Origin of the sequence: Thermoanaerobacter siderophilus SR4, assembly GCF_000262445.1 — a bacterium.
Classification (GTDB): Bacteria; Bacillota; Thermoanaerobacteria; order Thermoanaerobacterales; family Thermoanaerobacteraceae; genus Thermoanaerobacter; species Thermoanaerobacter ethanolicus.
Genome location: NZ_CM001486.1, coordinates 1,511,918 through 1,528,392 on the forward strand (window position 1 = coordinate 1,511,918; position 16,475 = coordinate 1,528,392).

Here is a 16,475-nt window from a genome sequence, read left to right on the forward strand (position 1 = left end):
AACCTTGTTTATCCTCTTTTAAAATAATTGAAAAAGGAGCTGATAGTTGATGAAACCTTTAAAATTTAAGCCTATTTTTATGGAGAGAATATGGGGAGGTACTGCATTAAGAGATAAATTTGGATTTGATATTCCCGAGGGTAAAAAAATTGGAGAATTGTGGACAATATCTGACAATAGAACAGCTGTTAGTGTAATTGAAGGTGGAGAATTTAATGGCCAAAAACTAAGTGATATAGCCTACAAATTTTTTGAGGATATATACGGTAAAGGGGTAAATTATGAGAGATTTCCTTTACTTATCAAAATAATTGATGCACAAGACAAACTTTCTGTCCAAGTTCATCCAGATGATGAATATGCTTTTAAATACGAAAATGGCGATTCTGGAAAAACAGAGATGTGGTATATAATAGATGCAAAACCAGGGGCTAAACTTGTATGTGGTTTAAAGGAAGGAACTACAAAAGAAGAATTTAAAAGGCTATTGGAGGAAGAAAGATTAGAAGAATGTTTAAAAGAAATAGAAGTAAAGCCAGGAGATGTGGTTTACATACCTTCAGGGATGGTGCATGCTATAGGTGAAGGCATACTTATTTGTGAAATTCAACAAAATTCAGACCTCACCTATAGAGTATATGATTACAATAGAGTAGATGAATTCGGGAGGAAAAGGAAGTTACATATAGAAAAAGCATTAGATGTTATAGATTTTAATTTAAAAACAGATAAAATAATACCTGAATTTAAAGGAATACAAGGCGGACGCATATCTCATGTTGTTAAATCTCCATATTTTCAGGTAAGTATAATTGAAATAAATGAAGAAGTAAAAATAGATACAGAAGGAAAATTTAACACTTTAACAGCTGTAGAAGGAAATTGTAAAATTGACTATTATGAAGGTACTGTTGAATTAAAGGCAGGAGAAACTGTATTAATACCTGCTTCTATTCCAAGTTATACAATAGAGGGCAATTGCAAGGTGCTCAAAGCTTATATATAGAAAGCGTAAATATTGACAACCTTTTATTAAAATTGTATAATAAAAAAGCAAGAAGTGGGGTTATAGCTCAGCTGGTCAGAGCGCTACGTTGACATCGTAGAGGTCACAGGTTCGATCCCTGTTAACCCCACCATTTTTTTATATGGGTTACATGGGGATATAGCTCAGTAGGGAGAGCGCATGCCTCGCATGCATGAGGTCAGGGGTTCGAATCCCCTTATCTCCACCAAACTGAAAATAAAATATTTTTATACATAAAATTTATTTTTTATCAAAAGATATAACCGAATCATAAAAATGAGGAGGTTATATCTTTTTATGTGGAAAAAATTGAGATTGATATCAATCTTGATAATTTTGCTATTAACCATATCAATATCTTTGAGCGGATGTAAAAGTACAGCTCAAAAACCATTTTTCAAACCTTTTAGTAAGATAGGAGTAAAAAAACTTCAAGTAGTAGGATTTTATGCTGATTCTGCTGGACCAGATAATTCATATCAATCATTGGTAAAATATTCAAGATATATTGATACACTTTCTCCCTTGTGGCTTACTGTAGAAGGAGACGGGACAGTAAAAGATTCTACAAACCCTCAAGCGCTGGATTATGCGAAAAAACAAGGGATAAAAGTAGTTCCTCTTGTTAATGTGGCTAACAGCAAAGATGAAGTTCTTTTGGATCCAAATATCCGAGAAAAGGCTATTTCTCAATTAATGGCTTTATTAAAAAAACATGATTTTGACGGTTACAACATAGATTTTGAGTTTATTCCTCATGGAACTAAAAATTATGTTCAGGACAAAGATTATCTTACGGCTTTTATAAGCAAAATAAGACCGCTTATCAAAAAAGAAGGTAAAATTCTTGACATTTCCGTTATACCTCATTATCAGGTACCTAAAGAAATATCAGGTATATACGACTATCACGAATTAGCGCCTTTAGTGGACCATGTCACCTTGATGACCTATGATAGGCATAATGCTTCTTCACCGCCGGGACCTGTTTCTCCTGAGCAGTGGGTGGAGTACAACGTCAAAGATGCACTAAATGAAGGTTTTAAACCTGAACAAATATGTTTAGGAGTAGCTACTTATGGATATGATTGGCCTGCAAGTAAAAGTGGTGGTTTCTCTCGCCCTACAAAAGAAATACTTACAAAAGCACAAATTCAAGGAATTCAAATAAAGTGGAGCGACCAATACCAAGAGCCTTATTATGTCTATTATGACAAAAACACGGGAATAACGAGAGAGGTATGGTTTGAAAACTCTGCCACTTTAGCTGAGAAGATAGAAGTTGCTAAAAGGTATAATTTACATGGCATATGTGTGTGGAGGATTGGCTTTGAAACCCCTTCTTTTTGGAATGTTATAGGTAAGAAAATAGGAAGCAGATAGAAAAATATTGAAAACATTTAAGTAAAGATATATAATAGAGGTGTGATTACCAAATTATTGGGGGGATTTTCATGAATTTAAATTCTTACATAGACAATATGAGAGACGACATTATAAAATCAGTTCAAGAATTGGTCAGGATAAAAAGTGTACAAGATGAGCCAAAACCAGGTATGCCTTATGGAGAAGGTGTTGCGAAGGCATTGGACAAAGCTTTAGAGATCGCACAAAGTTTAGGCTTTAGGACTAAAAACGTGGATGGATATGTAGGGTATGCAGAATACGGCGAAGGAGAAGAAATGATAGGAGTTTTGGGACATTTAGATGTAGTTCCAGAAGGTGATGGGTGGACCTATCCACCTTATGGTGCTGAAATACATGAGGGAAAGATATATGGAAGAGGTACTGTAGATGATAAGGGCCCTATAATTGCTGCTTTATACGGGCTAAAGGCTATAAAAGACGCTGGGTTAAAGCTTTCTAAAAGAGTGAGAATTTTATTTGGAACAAATGAAGAGACAGGTTCTCACGAAATTGCTTATTATTTAAAACACGATGAAGCTCCTACTATGGGTTTTACTCCTGATGCTCAATATCCAATTATATATGCAGAAAAAGGAATAACAATGTTTAATGTGGTAAAAGACTTTAATAAAAAGTCCAGCAACATTGTTATAAAATACATCAAAGGTGGAGAAAGGCCTAATGTAGTACCAGGCTATTGTGAAGCTGGATTAGATGTAAAAGAGGCAAATAAGAAGAAAGAAATTCAAGATAAGTTAGAAGCCTTCATAAAAGAGGCTGGTTACAATTTGAAGGCTGAAGAAAAAGACGAAATGCTTGTAATCAAATCAGTAGGGGTTTCGGCTCATGGCAGCCTTCCACACTTAGGGAAAAATGCTATAATGCAGCTATTTCTCTTCCTTGACAGAATAGATTTAGAGGATAGCGATGTCAAAGATTTTATACATTTCTTTGCTACAAATGTGGGAATGGAAACAGATGGAAAAACTTTTGGGATATACTTAAAAGATGAAACAGGAGAATTGACTTTTAACGTTGGTACTATTCAATTAGATGAAAACAAAGGAGTATTAGGATTAAATATTCGATATCCTGTAAAATATAAATATGAGGATTGGATGAATATTTTTGAAGAAAAAATCAAAACTAATGGGATGAGAATAGAAGACATGCTCCATCAACCACCTTTGTATTTCCCACCAGACCATCCTTTGATAAAAACTTTGAGCAAAGTTTATGAAGAACAGACGGGACAGAAAGCAGAGCTTTTAGCAATAGGTGGAGGAACTTATGCGAAAGAGATGCCTAACACAGTAGCATTTGGGCCTGTTTTTCCAGGCAAGCCAGAGTTAGCACATCAAGCGGATGAATATATAGAAATTGAAGATTTGATATTAAATGCAAAAATTTATGCTCACGCTATATATGAATTAGCAAAATAAAATCCCTCTTTTGAGGGGTTTTATTTTAAACTAAAATATAATTTATTTTCTTCTAGCATAAATCCTAATTCTTCCCAAGGCAAAGATGTATTATTAGAATATACTGAAATGACACCAATATCGCGTAAAAACTCAGAAACAGTTTTTATAATTTGTTTTTCTAGTTCTTTTTTGTCAATTTCTTTTTCAAAAGACACAGAAAGTTCATTAATTATAATTCTATTAACTGGTTCATAAGAGTCTTGGAAAATTGTCAGCCAAAGTCGAAAGTTTTTTTCTATTCCATTTAGAAGAATAAACCATTCAGTATCGTCTTCATATTTTAGAATATGTTTTATCAAGTTAATTTGTAAAATTTTTTCTATTTCCCACTTCATGAGGGAAAGGTATTCGTCGCTAAGAATTTCGCTCAAAGTAATGTTTATGCATCTCAATGATAATAAGTCATTCATGATATCCCTCTTTTTATAAAATGATATTCTTATTTGGTGATTTTTACTATATAGTATATGTTATTATGCAAGTAAGTGGTTTTATATTATAAATTCTATTAAAACGTTTAAAGTCCTTCTTTGTATTAAAAAATTTGTGATTGACATATTTTAGAGAGATGTATATAATAAAAATATAGAAAGTGGGGTTATAGCTCAGCTGGTCAGAGCGCTACGCTCACATCGTAGAGGTCACAGGTTCGATCCCTGTTAACCCCACCAATAATATGAAGATTTTCCGGCATTGTATAGATGCCGGGATTTTTATTTTTTGATGTTTATGCAGGAATGGTAATATTTTGCCCCTGTTGCCCAAGGAGGCAGCTCTATTCTTTTTATGTGTTTTCTTCTTCAATGTTTTTGTAATTATTCTCTAAGTGGTAAATATGTCTATACCTATTTGAGGGAGATACAAAAAGGTTCTTGACTTTACAGTTTTAAATTGATAACATAAATTACAACATGTTATACACAATAGTAATCATTACTTTCGTTATCCTTGGCTGGGATTATGGTTAAATCAACAGAACCGTAAATCCCCTTATTCTAAATGAAGAAATGCTTATAGACTGCTTAGTGATATTGATAAACATTTTTGTAAAATTCATATAGGTTAGGAAGGAGTTATAGGTGTGGAAGAATTGAAAAAGAAGGTCATTTCTTTTATCGATAGTATTAAGGGGGAGATTTTTGAAGTTGCTGATGAGATATACAAAAATCCTGAGCTTGGAAATCAAGAATTTAAAGCTTCAAAACTATTAAAGGAAAAATAAACGGTTATGGTTTTTTAGTAAATGAAGTCGAAGGCCTGCCAACTGCTTTTTTGGCACAGAAAAAAGGTAAAAAACCTGGTCCCAAGGTGGCGCTTTTGGCTGAGTATGATGCTCTTCCAGAAATAGGTCACGCTTGTGGCCATAACCTAATTGCAGCTGCAAGTTTTGGAGCTGCAGCAGCCTTAGGGGCATTAGATGAAGAGCTTTTCGGCGAAGTGATGTTAGTAGGTTCCCCTGCAGAAGAAACTGACGGTGCCAAGGTAATACTAGTAGAAAGAGGTATTTTTAATGATGTGGATGCAGCTATGATGGTACATCCTGGCAATAGAACTACTGTATATACTACTTCCCTTGCCATAGAACCTCTGGAGTTTACATATACGGGTAAAGCAGCGCATGCCGCCGCTGCACCTCACCTAGGCATAAATGCTCTGGACGCGGTCATCCTTCTTTTCAACGGTATCAATGCCTTAAGGCAGCAGTTGAGACCTGATGCGAGAATCCATGGGATAATTACCGAAGGAGGATACACTCCCAATATTATTCCCGAAAGAGCTGTCGCCCGCTTTTACGTGAGGGCAAAAGAAAAAAATATATGCTGGAGGTAAAGGAAAAAGTAATAGCCTGTGCCAAGGGTGCTGAGGTGGCAACTGGAGCAAAGCTTTCATATAGAAATTTTGAGCTTGGCTTTGACAACCTAGTAACCAATAAAACTATGGCTGAGACATTTAAAGCTAATTTAAAGGAACTGGGTTATCATGATATAAGCGATAAGGAAGAGAGCGTTGGCTCAACTGACATGGGAAATGTAAGCCAGGTTGTGCCTTCTATCCATCCCCACATTGCCATAGCTGAAGAGGACATAGCACCTCATAGCTTGGAATTTTTGAAAGCTGCAGGTTCAGAGAGGGGAAAGGAGGCAGCCGTACTTGCAGCCAAAGCTCTGGCTATGACTGCGGTAGATATAATGACAAAAGAGGAATTGCTAAAGAAGATAAAAGAGGAGTTTAAAAAAACGGTTGAAATTTCTTAAATATTCCTCGCGAGCAATTTCTTATACCAATCAGAGTAGAAGGAAGCTTGCTGCCTTTATTTTTATGTAATTTAGGTTTGGTGCCAAAACTTTTTATGTTGAGGATAGATTTTTTTATTTCAGAGTCATATAAAAGCATTATAAGGAAATAAAAGTCACCTCTTGACATATTATCGAAATGCTGTAGAATGATATTATAATGAAAATCTTATCAGAGTTTTCTGTTTAAAAACTATTGTATGGAGGTTGTATGATGTACATTCCGACAATTAGCCCTTATGCTTTTAAAATTGGTCCAATTGCTGTTCATTGGTATGGAATTTTTATGGCTATTTCTATTGCTATTGGTGGATATTATTTGTACAAAGAGGCAATGAAATTAAATTACGATGAAGACTTTTTATTAAATCTATTAATGATTGTAGTAATTTCTGGTGTTATAGGTGCTCGATTGATGTTTGTATTGGCAAATTATCCTGAGTGGTTTATTAAAAATCCTATTCAAGTGTTAAAGATTTATGAAGGTGGACTTTCATGGCATGGTGCAGTTTTAGGTGGTTTTTTAGCAGGGCTTTATTATTGTCGTAAAAAAGGTGTGAGGATAAATCCTCTAGAGGATTTCGCAGTTTTAGGACTTTCAATTGGCAATATATTAGTCAGAATAGGAAATATATTTAACCAAGAAGTATTAGGAAGGCCGACTGAGTTTGCCTTTGGGAGATGGCCTGCGCAATTAGTAGGAGTTGCTATGGGAGTAATACTTCTCATAAGATATTTTTATATACAAAAAAAGCACATGCCTGATGGATATCAATTTTGGTCTTTTATATTTTATTATCAATTAATGAGAGGTTTAATTGAAGAAACCGTAAGGGACAATCCTTTAATATGGCCTGTATATTTAAATGAAAAATGGGGAATAGGATTTTTTACTTTAACTCAGTTAGTAACACCTTTTATTTTGATATTGGCATACTGGATGATTAGAAGGGTTTTAAATGACCCCAATAAACAATTTTACAATTAAACTGCCTTTGAGGCAGTTTTCTTATTTAAGGCAAATTGAATTAATCTTTAACTATTGATAAATCTAAAAGGGAACTACTTTATTTTATAACATTTTAATGGTAAAATTATATTGATAAATTTTTTACAGAGGAGCTGAAAAGATGGAAAAAAGAAAAGTTTTTGATGACTTATTAGTTAGGATTGACCAAAAGGCAAGAGAAATTGATGATATGGATGAATTTTATGGTGAAGTTGTTAAGATATTAGCAGACAATGTTCCTTACTATAATTGGACAGGTTTTTATTTCATGAAGGATGGAGAGTTAGTAATAGGACCTTATATTGGTAGACCTACAGAACATGTGAAAATTAAAGTAGGACAGGGGGTTTGTGGAAGAGCTGTTGCAGAAAAAAATACTATAATTGTAGATGATGTAACAAAAGAAGATAATTATTTGGCTTGTAGTCTTGAGACGAAATCGGAAATTGTAGTGCCAATATGGGTTAATGGCGACATAATAGGAGAAATAGATATTGACAGCGATGATTTAGCTGCTTTTGATGAAGAAGACAAAAGATTTTTAGAAAAAGTTGCAGAAATTATAAGTCGAAAACTCAAAAAATAGATTTCCATTGATTTTTGTGGTATAATAATTGTGTCAGGAAGGAGGATAGGCTATGAGAGAAAGAGTAGAAAAAGTATTAGAGCTTCTAAGACCATCTCTTCAAGCAGACGGAGGAAATGTGGAACTTATTGACGTTACAGAGGATGGAATTGTAAAGGTAAGGCTGACAGGTGCTTGTGGAGGATGCCCTTTTGCTACGTTGACGCTGAAAGAAGGCATTGAAAGGGCTATCAAAGAAGAAATTCCTGAAGTGAGGGAAGTAATAGCAGTTTAAAAATCCGGGTTATCCGGATTTTTTTGTTATATAAGCAGGAATTTTTAACCATACATAGAATAGTATATATGGGAATATTTTCAAGGAGGTCTATGTATGGTTAAAAAATTTTGTTTAGCAGGATTGATTGCCTTGATATTATTTTTAAATTTATCAAGTGCCTATTCAGAAGCTAATCCTTATTCAGAAGAAAAAATATTACAAGAAATAATAATGAAGGTACCTTTTACAAGGGGATTAAAATTGGTAGAACATAAGTTGCAAAATGGGTTATATAGCTTTAAATTTGAAGGAAGTAATCCCTTTAAGAATTTAAAAATTGTATACAATAGTGACAATGATAAATTGGAGTATATAGATTACTATGAAAATACTTTTACACCTTTTGACAAAAATTTATCAGCAAAATATTCAAAAAGTGAGTCGATAATTTTAGCCCACAATTTGATATCTTCAATTACAGGAGAAGAATATCAATTTGTAAAAAGCCTTTCAGATGATGAGTATATTGATGAAAGTTTAGAAAAACCATATATTTATAAGTTAATTTTTAAAAAAGTGATAAATCACCTGATAGTGGATAATAGAGAAATAGTTGTGTACATAGATTCTCATTCAGGAGAAGTTGTTAAATTTTTTGGTGAAAATCTTTCGGAACAAGTGGAATATGAGGGTACAAAGGATATTAAAAGTATTGGCGAAATAAAAAGCCTATACCAAAGATATATTGTTCCTCAGCTTATGGCTTATAAAGAGGGCAAAAAGTATCAGTTAGTGTATATTTCCTCTTTGAATCCTTTGTTTTATGGGATTGATGCCAAAAGTGGTATTTTTATTGATTATAAGGGAAATGATATTAAAGAAGAAATGGTTACACTGGATTTTGCAAAGTTAAAAGACGATTGTTTTAATTTAAAAAATCCAGAGACAATTGCTCAAGATATAGCAAAAAATTTAAAAATAGATAAAATTTCTTTGCTCAAATCCGGTTATGTGAATAATTTTTATTTGACGGTTAAACCGGCTGTGACCTATGATTGGAATTTTACAAGTTTAAAAGACAAAATTTTAAATATAAATGTAGCAATTGATTCTCACGACCAAAATATTCTTCACTTAGGTTTTGGTTATTGGAATTATAATGAGAAAAATTTTAGAATACTTGATATGGAAGAGGCAAAGACATATGTGAAAGAACATCTTTATAATTATTTGTCTTGTGATTTTTTGGTAGCATATCCTATGAATTATCGAGATAATAAAATTTATACTTTTTATAGACAAACAAACAATACGATAATTTCTAATAATTATATAACCATTGAAACAAATGAGGAAGGAATAGTTAAAAAAATAATTTTTAATTGGGATTATATTGATTTTCCAAAGATAGACAATACTATCAATACACAAGTTGCTCAAAATATTTTTATAGATAGTGGTTTTAAACTGTACTATTTTATAACAGAGAATAAAAAAGGTAAATTAGTGTATATACCTAACTCTTTGGAGTTTATGATAGATGCCAGCACGGGGAAAAAGATATATTACAGTTCTTTAAATTGGGAGGAGGATTAGAGAATGGACAATGAAATTTTGAAACTTGAAGCGGCTGAAGAATTAGGACTTCTTGAAAAGGTAAAAAAAGTTGGATGGTCTAAGTTATCTGCCCAAGAAACTGGGAAGATAGGTTCAATAGTTAAGAAAAAGATGAAAATGCAACAGGAGGTAGGAAAAAAAGAAAAGTTGTGATATACTCTATTTGAGGTGAATTGCCATGGGGGATAAAAATTTGTTTGAAGAGGCTGCTCGCCTCATTAAGCAGTCAAGAAAAACTATTGTATTGACAGGAGCAGGTATATCAACGGAAAGTGGTATACCTGATTTTAGAAGCCCAGGAAGGGGTCTGTGGGAGAAGTTAGATCCAATGGAGGTTTTGTCAACGGGAGTATTGTACAATTTCCCGGAGGAATTTTATAAAGTTGGTTTCAAGATTTTGTCTTCAATGAGAAATGCTGAGCCTAATGAAGCTCATTACATATTAAGCGAAATGGAGAAAGAAGGTATAATTTTTGGAGTAATTACACAAAATATAGACAATCTTCATCAAAAAGCTGGTTCTAAAAATGTATTCGAAGTTCACGGCAATACGAGAGAAGGAAGTTGTTTACATTGTGGAAAAAAAGTCTCTTTTGAAGTTTTAGAGGAAAAAGTAAATAAAAAACAAATTCCTCCTCGCTGCGATGAGTGTGGTGGGTTACTGCGGCCTGATGTAGTACTATTTGGAGATCCTATGCCTTATGTTTTTGATTTGGCAGTAAAAGAAGTAAAGTCCAGCGATTTGTTAATAGTCATAGGTTCTTCTTTGGCAGTTTCGCCAGTGAACTTTTTGCCAGATATAGTAAGACATTTAATAATTATAAATGCGACAGAGACTCCTTATGACTATAAAGCTGATGTAGTTATAAGGGAAAAAGCAAGCTATGCGCTTAGAAATATATGGGATATTATAAAATTTCAATAAAAAATTTGACAATTCGATATATAAGTGCTATGATAGAGAAGTAAATTATTTATCAAGTTTGGAGGAAGATATAAATGGTAAGAGGTAAAGTAAAATGGTTTAATGCCGAGAAAGGCTATGGCTTTATTGAAAGGGAGGATGGCACAGACGTATTTGTCCATTACTCAGCAATTGAAGGTGATGGCTTTAAGACATTGGAGGAAGGACAAAAAGTTGAGTTCGAGGTAGTTGAAGCTGCAAAAGGACCACAAGCTTCTAAGGTAAGAAAGGTAAACTGACGTGAAATTAAACCCTAACATTTAAATATGTTAGGGTTTTTTGATATAGGAGGTATTTACTATGAGTGATTACATTGTAAGAGCTACAGCTTATAATAATAAAATATTAGCTATTGCAGCTTTTTCAACACAAACTGCCCAGAAGGCTAAAGAAATTCACAATCTCACACCTACCACTTGTGCAGCTTTAGGAAGAGCTTTGACAGCTGTCGCTATGATGCGAGTTATGATGAAGGGTGAAAAAGACAAGGTCACTTTAGTTATAAAAGGTGATGGGCCTATAGGGAATATTGTTGCAGTGTCAAATTACCCGGGAATTGTCAAAGGGTATGTAGGAAATCCTACAGTGGATTTACCACTGTCTGAAAAAGGAAAATTAGATGTAGGCAAAGCTGTTGGTAAAAATGGATATGTGACTGTTATAAAAGATATAGGTTTAAAGGAACCTTACATTGGAACTGTAGAGCTTCAAACTGGGGAAATCGGGGAAGATATAGCCTATTATTTTTATGCCTCTGAGCAGGTACCTTCTGCTGTTGGGGTAGGAGTGTTAGTGGGAAAAGAAGGAAATGTTTTAGCTTCTGGAGGCTTTATTATACAGTTATTGCCTAATGTTGAAGAAGAAGTTGTAGCAAAGCTAGAGGAAGTACTCAGGAATATTTCTTCAGTTACAGAATTGTTAAGGAATGGATATCTACCAGAAGATATATTGAACCATATATTAGGGGAGATGGGACTTAATATTTTAGAAAGAGTAGATTTAAAATATGAATGTGATTGTTCACAAGAAAGATTTGAAACTGCTATAATTGCTCTTGGAAAAGAGGAGATAGAAAAACTTATTTCAGAAGGACAATCTGTTGAAGCTGTATGCCATTTTTGTGGTAAAAAGTATTTGATAGAGGAAAGTAGGCTTAAAGAATTGCTGAGAATTGCAGAGGAATAAAGCAAATTTAAGAGAATCATCGATATTTTTTATTTTTAATTAGACATAAAGGCGAAAAAATCCTCAAAATAGTGTTGACTAATAGCAGTTTTTTATGTATACTATTACTTGCACGGCAGTAGAATGGTCGTATAGCTCAGCTGGGAGAGCACCTGCCTTACAAGCAGGGGGTCATAGGTTCGAGTCCTATTGCGACCACCACGGCCCAATAGCTCAGTTGGTTAGAGCGCCAGCCTGTCACGCTGGAGGTCGAGGGTTCAAGTCCCTTTTGGGTCGCCAGTTATGCCTCGATAGCTCAGTTGGTAGAGCAAGGGACTGAAAATCCCTGTGTCAGTGGTTCGATTCCACTTCGAGGCACCATTATGCGGACATAGCTCAGTTGGTAGAGCATCACCTTGCCAAGGTGAGGGTCGCGAGTTCGAGTCTCGTTGTCCGCTCCAATATGGCGACATAGCCAAGTGGTAAGGCAGAGGTCTGCAAAACCTTTATTCCCCGGTTCGAATCCGGGTGTCGCCTCCATAAAAATATGAAACTTTAGTGAATCAGGTTATGAAAAAGCCCTAGAAGGGGCTTATATTTTTTAATTTTAAAATCTAATCGTTTGTAGTCTTTTGGATAGGAGGGAAATTATGGATAAAATTAACGACATAGAAAATATAGAACAAATTATAAAGGAAAATGATATGGTATTTCTTTATTTTTCTACACAAGATTGCGGAATATGTACATCATTACTTCCTAAACTTGAAGAAATGCTAGTAAACTATCCAAAAATAAAAAGTTTTCACATTCCTATTGATGAGATTCCGCTGGCTTCTGGTAAGTTTTCTGTTTTTACTGTTCCTACTGTAATAGTTTATGTGGATGGAAAAGAGGCAATAAGAGAGGCTCGTTTTATAAGTATGGACACATTGGAAGAAAAAATTTCAAAATATTACTCTCTTTTCTTTGAAGAAACTGCATAAAATTTTATGTAAAATTTTTTCATTTTTAATTTAAATTTAATTTGCTAAAGTAGTAGTTTTTTTGCCAAAATTTTTATATAATATTATGGGGTTGTTAAATGTTTTTTTGTGGAGGAAGCATTGTGAAGGGGAGAAACATTCTTATTGTCGATGATAACAAACTTACAAGGAAAATTTTGAAAGATATTTTAGAAAATGCTGGGTATGGGGTGCTAGAGGCTAAAGATGGAGAAGAGGCTTTACAAATATACAAGAATAAACTACCTGATATGGTAATATTAGATATAGTTATGCCAGGCATGACTGGCTTTGACCTTTTAAGAATTTTGAGGAAAGAAGAAGAAAATTTGATGCTTCCTATAATACTTTTGACTTCACAGGACAATTTTGAAGAAAAAATTAAAGGGTTGGAATTGGGTGCAGATGATTATTTAGTGAAACCTTTTAATGACAAAGAACTTCTGTTTAAAGTCAATAATTTGTTTCAGCGGATAGAACACAACAGAATGGCCAACCCTCTTACTGGTCTTAGAGGAAATATTGACATTAAAGAAGAAATAAAAAGGCGAATTAAAGAAAACAAGCCTTATGCCATTTTGTATATTGATTTGGACAATTTTAAGTCTTATAATGATTACTATGGTTTTCTAAGAGGAGATAATGTAATAAAACTTACAGCCAAAATTTTATCAGATGCTGTAAATCTGATTGGAAATGAAAGAGATTTTTTTGGGACACATAGGTGGAGATGATTTTGTGATAATTACTACTCCTGATAAAGCTGAAGAGATGTGTAAGTATATAATTTCTCGCTTTGATGAGGAAATAAAGTATTTATATGACGATGAAGATAGAAAACGGGGTTACATAGAGACAATTGGTAGGACTGGCGAAAAGATGATGTTTCCAATGGTATCAATTTCTATTGCTATTGTCACAAATGAATTTAGAGATTTTAAAAATGATTTGGAAATAAGTGCAGTAGCTGCTGAATTGAAAAAGAAATTAAAGACAATGGATGGAAGTTGTTATTTAAAAGATAGAAGAAAAGGTTAAAGAAAAGGTTAAGGGCATACAACAGTATGCCCTATCTTTGTATAAAAGAGGTGAAAAAATGTCTAATCCCTTTGTTCCCCATGGCAATTTTAAATGGGTTGTAATTGATGGAAGAGAGAGGGAAATTGGAGATAGTTTGTCTAAGTTAGGGATAAAAGTCTTATACACTGAAAAATGTGCAGATTTATACGATGCCATTTCTTTTCATCCCGATATACTTTTGCATCCCTTAGGAGACAGAGAAATCATTGTAGCTCCCAATGTGACACCAGAGTTTATACGCAAATTGAAATTAATAGGTTTAAAAGTAAAAATAGGACAAACTTTTTTGAAACGTAACTATCCTTATGATATCGCATATAATGTAGCAAGATTGGGAAACACAGCTTTTCACAATTTCAAGTACACAGATCCTGTTTTGAGAGAGTCCTTAGAAAAAAAAGGTGTCAAGTTTTTAAATGTAAAGCAAGGTTATACAAAATGTAATATGGCAATCATAGATGATAATAGCTTTATAACTTCAGACAAAGGAATATTTGAGGTAGCAGTTAGCAATGGTTTTGAAGCGCTTTTGATAGAACCCGGAGGTGTTTTTTAAAGGGTTTTGAATACGGGTTTATTGGCGGTGCAATGGGGCTTATAGGAGAGAAAAAATTAGCAGTAACTGGTGTATTCAATTCACATAAAAATTATGAAAAAATTATTGAATTTTTAAATAAAAAAGGAATTGAAATTGTTTATCTTACTTTTAAACAAATAAAAGACATTGGTTCCATCATTCCACTGATTTAAAACAGATAAAAATGATAAAAAGACACATATACTATTAACGAAGGGAGTGAGAAAATTGCAACTATTTTCCATAGGTGTTTCAAAGGATTTAAAACTAGATGTAGAAAATTTAAAACATGGCTTAAAAAATTTAGCTGAAAATGGTATAAAGATTGCGATAAATTCTAATGTGTGTGGCTCAGTTACCTATTATAGCTTAAAAGTGGAGGATAAACAAGGCTTTAGCAATGTTGCGAGAATAAGAAATTATATAGCGGAAGCTATTTCAGATATAATTGTTAACCAAATTGACAAACGGATAATAAAAAATTAATCAATAAATATTACCATTATTTTTCAGAAGATGAAAAGGAGGAAATAGAAAAAATCGCTTACAATATTTTAGAAGATGATGTGAATAAAGAGACATTTAAATTAGCAAAAAAAGAGCAAATTTTTGTATTGGTAAGAGATTTTTTAAAAGAGAGTGATTATATAGACTTAGAAGGGTTTGTGAACTTTAGACTGAGGGATTTTATTGGTGAACTTAGCGAAGTAACAGATAAGGCTGTTGATGAATTTTTAATGAAAAAAGAGTACAATGAGTTTATAGGTTTACTTAAATACTTCGTCGAATTACAGGATTCAAAAGTTGAAATATTGAATATCATTGTCGATAAAAATGGCAAATTTAAACTTTATGATGAAAATGACAAACCAATATCTAATGATTTTATTAATGAAATAGTTGCTGAATTAAAAGATGGTGTTATAAGTGATGAAGATGCTTTGATAAGCACGCTTATAACCATTGCTCCTAAAAAAATATTTTTTCATTCTATTAACAATATGAGAGATAATGAAATTCTAGAGACGGTTAAAAAAGTTTTTAATGACAAAGTAGAAATTTGCTATGGCTGTGAATTGTGTTCAAAGATTAAATGTGAAAAATAGCCCAGCTTAAGGCTGGGTTTTAAAATTCGTCAAAATCTGATATTATTATATTTGTGATTTTTTAAAATTTAGAGGTGGTGGAATGCAATTTTTAACAAGGATGCTATTTTTAGCTTTTGTAGGAGCAGCTATTGGATGGCTTACGAATTTTGTCGCCGTTAAAATGCTATTTAAGCCTTTGAAACCTGTAAAAATTTTCGGTATTACGTTACAAGGACTTATCCCTAAAAGAAAATATGAAATTGCTAAATCAATAGGTGAAATTGTGGAAAGGGAATTGTTATCTTTTAATGATTTATGGGACAGGCTTTTAACAGAAGAAAATCGCAAGTTTCTATTATCGAATTTGGACTTAAAAGTTAAAGAAGTTACAGAAAATAAACTTCCTTCTTTTCTTCCCAAGGCTATAAAAGAGATGATATCAAACTACATTGGTGATATTATAAATAGAGAAGTAGAAGTATTTTTAAATTCTCCTTCTAATGAAGTGGTAGAGATTATTTCAAAAAAACTTAAAATATCAGAAATTGTAGAGGAAAAAATAAAAAGCTTCAAATTAGAAAAATTGGAGGAGGTGGTGATAAAAATTGCTCACAGTGAACTTTATATGATAGAGATTATGGGGGGAGTTTTAGGGTTTCTAATAGGAGTATTGCAAGCAATTGTGATACAATTTTTATAAATTATTATTGACAAATGTCCGAGAGGAAGATATAATGATTAAAAAATTAAATATTAAAGCAATGAGGGGGAAAGTAGATATTTAAAGAACATCACAGAGATTGAATGACATAGGCTGAGATCATTCAAATGTTCTGAATATCGAAGACCACCCCGGAGCTGCGGATGATGAATCCGAACGGTTATTCCGATATAATACCAGAGTATAAAAAAGAGTGG

17 protein-coding genes, 8 tRNA genes, 3 pseudogenes and 1 other annotated feature (1 of these 29 cut by a window edge) are annotated in these 16,475 nt (G+C 33.2%); of the genes and pseudogenes, 27 read left to right on the forward strand and 1 reads right to left on the reverse strand.

Annotated features, from left to right (window positions below; genetic code table 11):
- Positions 1–49: 49 nt before the first annotated feature.
- The 5 genes from manA (at position 50) to pepV (ending at position 3,876) form a co-directional block, all read left to right on the forward strand.
- A complete protein-coding gene (gene manA, locus THESIDRAFT1_RS07340; protein WP_006569979.1) occupies positions 50–1,006 on the forward strand; it encodes a mannose-6-phosphate isomerase, class I in 957 nt (318 codons plus the stop codon).
- Positions 1,007–1,062: 56 nt separating this feature from the next.
- Positions 1,063–1,139: transfer RNA gene (locus THESIDRAFT1_RS07345), tRNA-Val, on the forward strand.
- Positions 1,140–1,159: 20 nt separating this feature from the next.
- Positions 1,160–1,235, forward strand: a tRNA-Ala gene (locus THESIDRAFT1_RS07350).
- Positions 1,236–1,324: 89 nt separating this feature from the next.
- Positions 1,325–2,410 carry a glycosyl hydrolase family 18 protein gene (locus tag THESIDRAFT1_RS07355; RefSeq protein ID WP_006569980.1) on the forward strand — a complete coding sequence of 362 codons (1,086 nt, stop codon included), beginning with the start codon at positions 1,325–1,327 and terminating at the stop codon, positions 2,408–2,410.
- A 71-nt stretch (positions 2,411–2,481) separates the two neighbouring features.
- Positions 2,482–3,876, forward strand: coding sequence for a dipeptidase PepV (gene pepV, locus THESIDRAFT1_RS07360; RefSeq protein WP_006569981.1), 1,395 nt, complete (start codon positions 2,482–2,484; stop codon positions 3,874–3,876).
- Positions 3,877–3,896: 20 nt separating this feature from the next.
- Here pepV and THESIDRAFT1_RS07365 read toward each other — a convergent pair whose 3' ends face one another.
- Positions 3,897–4,328 carry a hypothetical protein gene (locus tag THESIDRAFT1_RS07365; RefSeq protein WP_006569982.1) on the reverse strand — a complete coding sequence of 144 codons (432 nt, stop codon included), beginning with the start codon at positions 4,326–4,328 and terminating at the stop codon, positions 3,897–3,899.
- A 184-nt stretch (positions 4,329–4,512) separates the two neighbouring features.
- Between THESIDRAFT1_RS07365 and THESIDRAFT1_RS07370 the strand changes: the two genes are divergently transcribed.
- The 22 genes and pseudogenes from THESIDRAFT1_RS07370 (at position 4,513) to THESIDRAFT1_RS07465 (ending at position 16,257) form a co-directional block, all read left to right on the forward strand.
- Positions 4,513–4,589, forward strand: a tRNA-Val gene (locus THESIDRAFT1_RS07370).
- 410 nt (positions 4,590–4,999) lie between these two features.
- Positions 5,000–5,140, forward strand: coding sequence for a hypothetical protein (locus tag THESIDRAFT1_RS15135; RefSeq protein ID WP_244262596.1), 141 nt, complete (start codon positions 5,000–5,002; stop codon positions 5,138–5,140).
- A gap of 35 nt (positions 5,141–5,175) precedes the next feature.
- Positions 5,176–5,748 (forward strand): M20/M25/M40 family metallo-hydrolase, encoded by a 573-nt coding sequence (locus THESIDRAFT1_RS15140; protein ID WP_244262801.1) that lies wholly within the window; start codon positions 5,176–5,178, stop codon positions 5,746–5,748.
- The gene (locus tag THESIDRAFT1_RS15145; RefSeq protein ID WP_244262597.1) at positions 5,736–6,173 is read left to right on the forward strand and encodes a zinc-binding metallopeptidase family protein; all 438 of its coding nucleotides are present in this window, start codon (positions 5,736–5,738) and stop codon (positions 6,171–6,173) included. Before THESIDRAFT1_RS15140 ends, THESIDRAFT1_RS15145 begins: the two co-directional genes overlap by 13 nt.
- 253 nt (positions 6,174–6,426) lie before the next feature.
- Complete coding sequence (locus THESIDRAFT1_RS07380) at positions 6,427–7,200, forward strand: prolipoprotein diacylglyceryl transferase (protein ID WP_003870182.1); 774 nt, start codon at positions 6,427–6,429, stop codon at positions 7,198–7,200.
- Between the two features lie 142 nt (positions 7,201–7,342).
- The gene (locus tag THESIDRAFT1_RS07385; RefSeq protein ID WP_003870181.1) at positions 7,343–7,807 is read left to right on the forward strand and encodes a GAF domain-containing protein; all 465 of its coding nucleotides are present in this window, start codon (positions 7,343–7,345) and stop codon (positions 7,805–7,807) included.
- A 52-nt stretch (positions 7,808–7,859) separates the two neighbouring features.
- A complete protein-coding gene (locus THESIDRAFT1_RS07390) occupies positions 7,860–8,081 on the forward strand; it encodes a NifU family protein (protein ID WP_006569984.1) in 222 nt (73 codons plus the stop codon).
- 96 nt (positions 8,082–8,177) lie between these two features.
- Positions 8,178–9,659, forward strand: a complete 1,482-nt coding sequence (locus tag THESIDRAFT1_RS07395) for a hypothetical protein (RefSeq protein WP_006569985.1) — start codon at positions 8,178–8,180, stop codon at positions 9,657–9,659.
- A gap of 3 nt (positions 9,660–9,662) precedes the next feature.
- Positions 9,663–9,833, forward strand: coding sequence for an alpha/beta-type small acid-soluble spore protein (locus THESIDRAFT1_RS07400; RefSeq protein WP_003870178.1), 171 nt, complete (start codon positions 9,663–9,665; stop codon positions 9,831–9,833).
- A 25-nt stretch (positions 9,834–9,858) separates the two neighbouring features.
- Positions 9,859–10,605: an NAD-dependent protein deacylase gene (locus THESIDRAFT1_RS07405; protein ID WP_004401923.1), complete on the forward strand. Its 747-nt coding sequence runs from the start codon at positions 9,859–9,861 to the stop codon at positions 10,603–10,605.
- Positions 10,606–10,679: 74 nt separating this feature from the next.
- Positions 10,680–10,883, forward strand: a complete 204-nt coding sequence (locus tag THESIDRAFT1_RS07410) for a cold-shock protein (RefSeq protein WP_003867228.1) — start codon at positions 10,680–10,682, stop codon at positions 10,881–10,883.
- A 61-nt stretch (positions 10,884–10,944) separates the two neighbouring features.
- Positions 10,945–11,829 (forward strand): Hsp33 family molecular chaperone HslO, encoded by an 885-nt coding sequence (gene hslO / locus THESIDRAFT1_RS07415; protein ID WP_006569986.1) that lies wholly within the window; start codon positions 10,945–10,947, stop codon positions 11,827–11,829.
- 125 nt (positions 11,830–11,954) lie between these two features.
- Positions 11,955–12,030 (forward strand) — tRNA-Val (locus THESIDRAFT1_RS07420).
- Position 12,031: 1 nt separating this feature from the next.
- Positions 12,032–12,108: transfer RNA gene (locus THESIDRAFT1_RS07425), tRNA-Asp, on the forward strand.
- A gap of 5 nt (positions 12,109–12,113) precedes the next feature.
- A tRNA-Phe gene (locus THESIDRAFT1_RS07430) sits at positions 12,114–12,189 on the forward strand.
- 4 nt (positions 12,190–12,193) lie between these two features.
- Positions 12,194–12,269, forward strand: a tRNA-Gly gene (locus tag THESIDRAFT1_RS07435).
- Positions 12,270–12,273: 4 nt separating this feature from the next.
- Positions 12,274–12,348 (forward strand) — tRNA-Cys (locus tag THESIDRAFT1_RS07440).
- A 110-nt stretch (positions 12,349–12,458) separates the two neighbouring features.
- Positions 12,459–12,794, forward strand: a complete 336-nt coding sequence (locus tag THESIDRAFT1_RS07445; protein WP_003870175.1) for a thioredoxin family protein — start codon at positions 12,459–12,461, stop codon at positions 12,792–12,794.
- Positions 12,795–12,892: 98 nt separating this feature from the next.
- Positions 12,893–13,850, forward strand: a pseudogene (locus THESIDRAFT1_RS07450) (GGDEF domain-containing response regulator).
- Positions 13,851–13,908: 58 nt separating this feature from the next.
- Positions 13,909–14,642 (forward strand): annotated as a pseudogene (locus THESIDRAFT1_RS07455) (DUF6873 family GME fold protein).
- Between the two features lie 55 nt (positions 14,643–14,697).
- Positions 14,698–15,575 (forward strand): annotated as a pseudogene (gene ytxC / locus THESIDRAFT1_RS07460) (putative sporulation protein YtxC).
- Positions 15,576–15,657: 82 nt separating this feature from the next.
- Positions 15,658–16,257: a DUF445 domain-containing protein gene (locus THESIDRAFT1_RS07465; RefSeq protein WP_003871462.1), complete on the forward strand. Its 600-nt coding sequence runs from the start codon at positions 15,658–15,660 to the stop codon at positions 16,255–16,257.
- Positions 16,258–16,309: 52 nt separating this feature from the next.
- Positions 16,310–16,475 (forward strand) — a binding site (T-box leader) (it continues 26 nt past the right edge of the window).

Excerpts from the sequence above, each read along its gene's own strand:
- manA (WP_006569979.1), top strand. The coding sequence starts at position 50 with ATGAAACCTTTAAAATTTAAGCCTATTTTTATGGAGAGAATATGGGGA.
- THESIDRAFT1_RS07355 (WP_006569980.1), top strand. The coding sequence starts at position 1,325 with ATGTGGAAAAAATTGAGATTGATATCAATCTTGATAATTTTGCTATTA.
- pepV (WP_006569981.1), top strand. The coding sequence starts at position 2,482 with ATGAATTTAAATTCTTACATAGACAATATGAGAGACGACATTATAAAA.
- THESIDRAFT1_RS07365 (WP_006569982.1), bottom strand. The coding sequence starts at position 4,328 with ATGAATGACTTATTATCATTGAGATGCATAAACATTACTTTGAGCGAA.
- THESIDRAFT1_RS15145 (WP_244262597.1), top strand. The coding sequence starts at position 5,736 with ATGCTGGAGGTAAAGGAAAAAGTAATAGCCTGTGCCAAGGGTGCTGAG.
- THESIDRAFT1_RS07380 (WP_003870182.1), top strand. The coding sequence starts at position 6,427 with ATGTACATTCCGACAATTAGCCCTTATGCTTTTAAAATTGGTCCAATT.
- THESIDRAFT1_RS07385 (WP_003870181.1), top strand. The coding sequence starts at position 7,343 with ATGGAAAAAAGAAAAGTTTTTGATGACTTATTAGTTAGGATTGACCAA.
- THESIDRAFT1_RS07390 (WP_006569984.1), top strand. The coding sequence starts at position 7,860 with ATGAGAGAAAGAGTAGAAAAAGTATTAGAGCTTCTAAGACCATCTCTT.
- THESIDRAFT1_RS07395 (WP_006569985.1), top strand. The coding sequence starts at position 8,178 with ATGGTTAAAAAATTTTGTTTAGCAGGATTGATTGCCTTGATATTATTT.
- THESIDRAFT1_RS07400 (WP_003870178.1), top strand. The coding sequence starts at position 9,663 with ATGGACAATGAAATTTTGAAACTTGAAGCGGCTGAAGAATTAGGACTT.
- THESIDRAFT1_RS07405 (WP_004401923.1), top strand. The coding sequence starts at position 9,859 with ATGGGGGATAAAAATTTGTTTGAAGAGGCTGCTCGCCTCATTAAGCAG.
- THESIDRAFT1_RS07410 (WP_003867228.1), top strand. The coding sequence starts at position 10,680 with ATGGTAAGAGGTAAAGTAAAATGGTTTAATGCCGAGAAAGGCTATGGC.
- hslO (WP_006569986.1), top strand. The coding sequence starts at position 10,945 with ATGAGTGATTACATTGTAAGAGCTACAGCTTATAATAATAAAATATTA.
- THESIDRAFT1_RS07445 (WP_003870175.1), top strand. The coding sequence starts at position 12,459 with ATGGATAAAATTAACGACATAGAAAATATAGAACAAATTATAAAGGAA.
- THESIDRAFT1_RS07465 (WP_003871462.1), top strand. The coding sequence starts at position 15,658 with ATGCAATTTTTAACAAGGATGCTATTTTTAGCTTTTGTAGGAGCAGCT.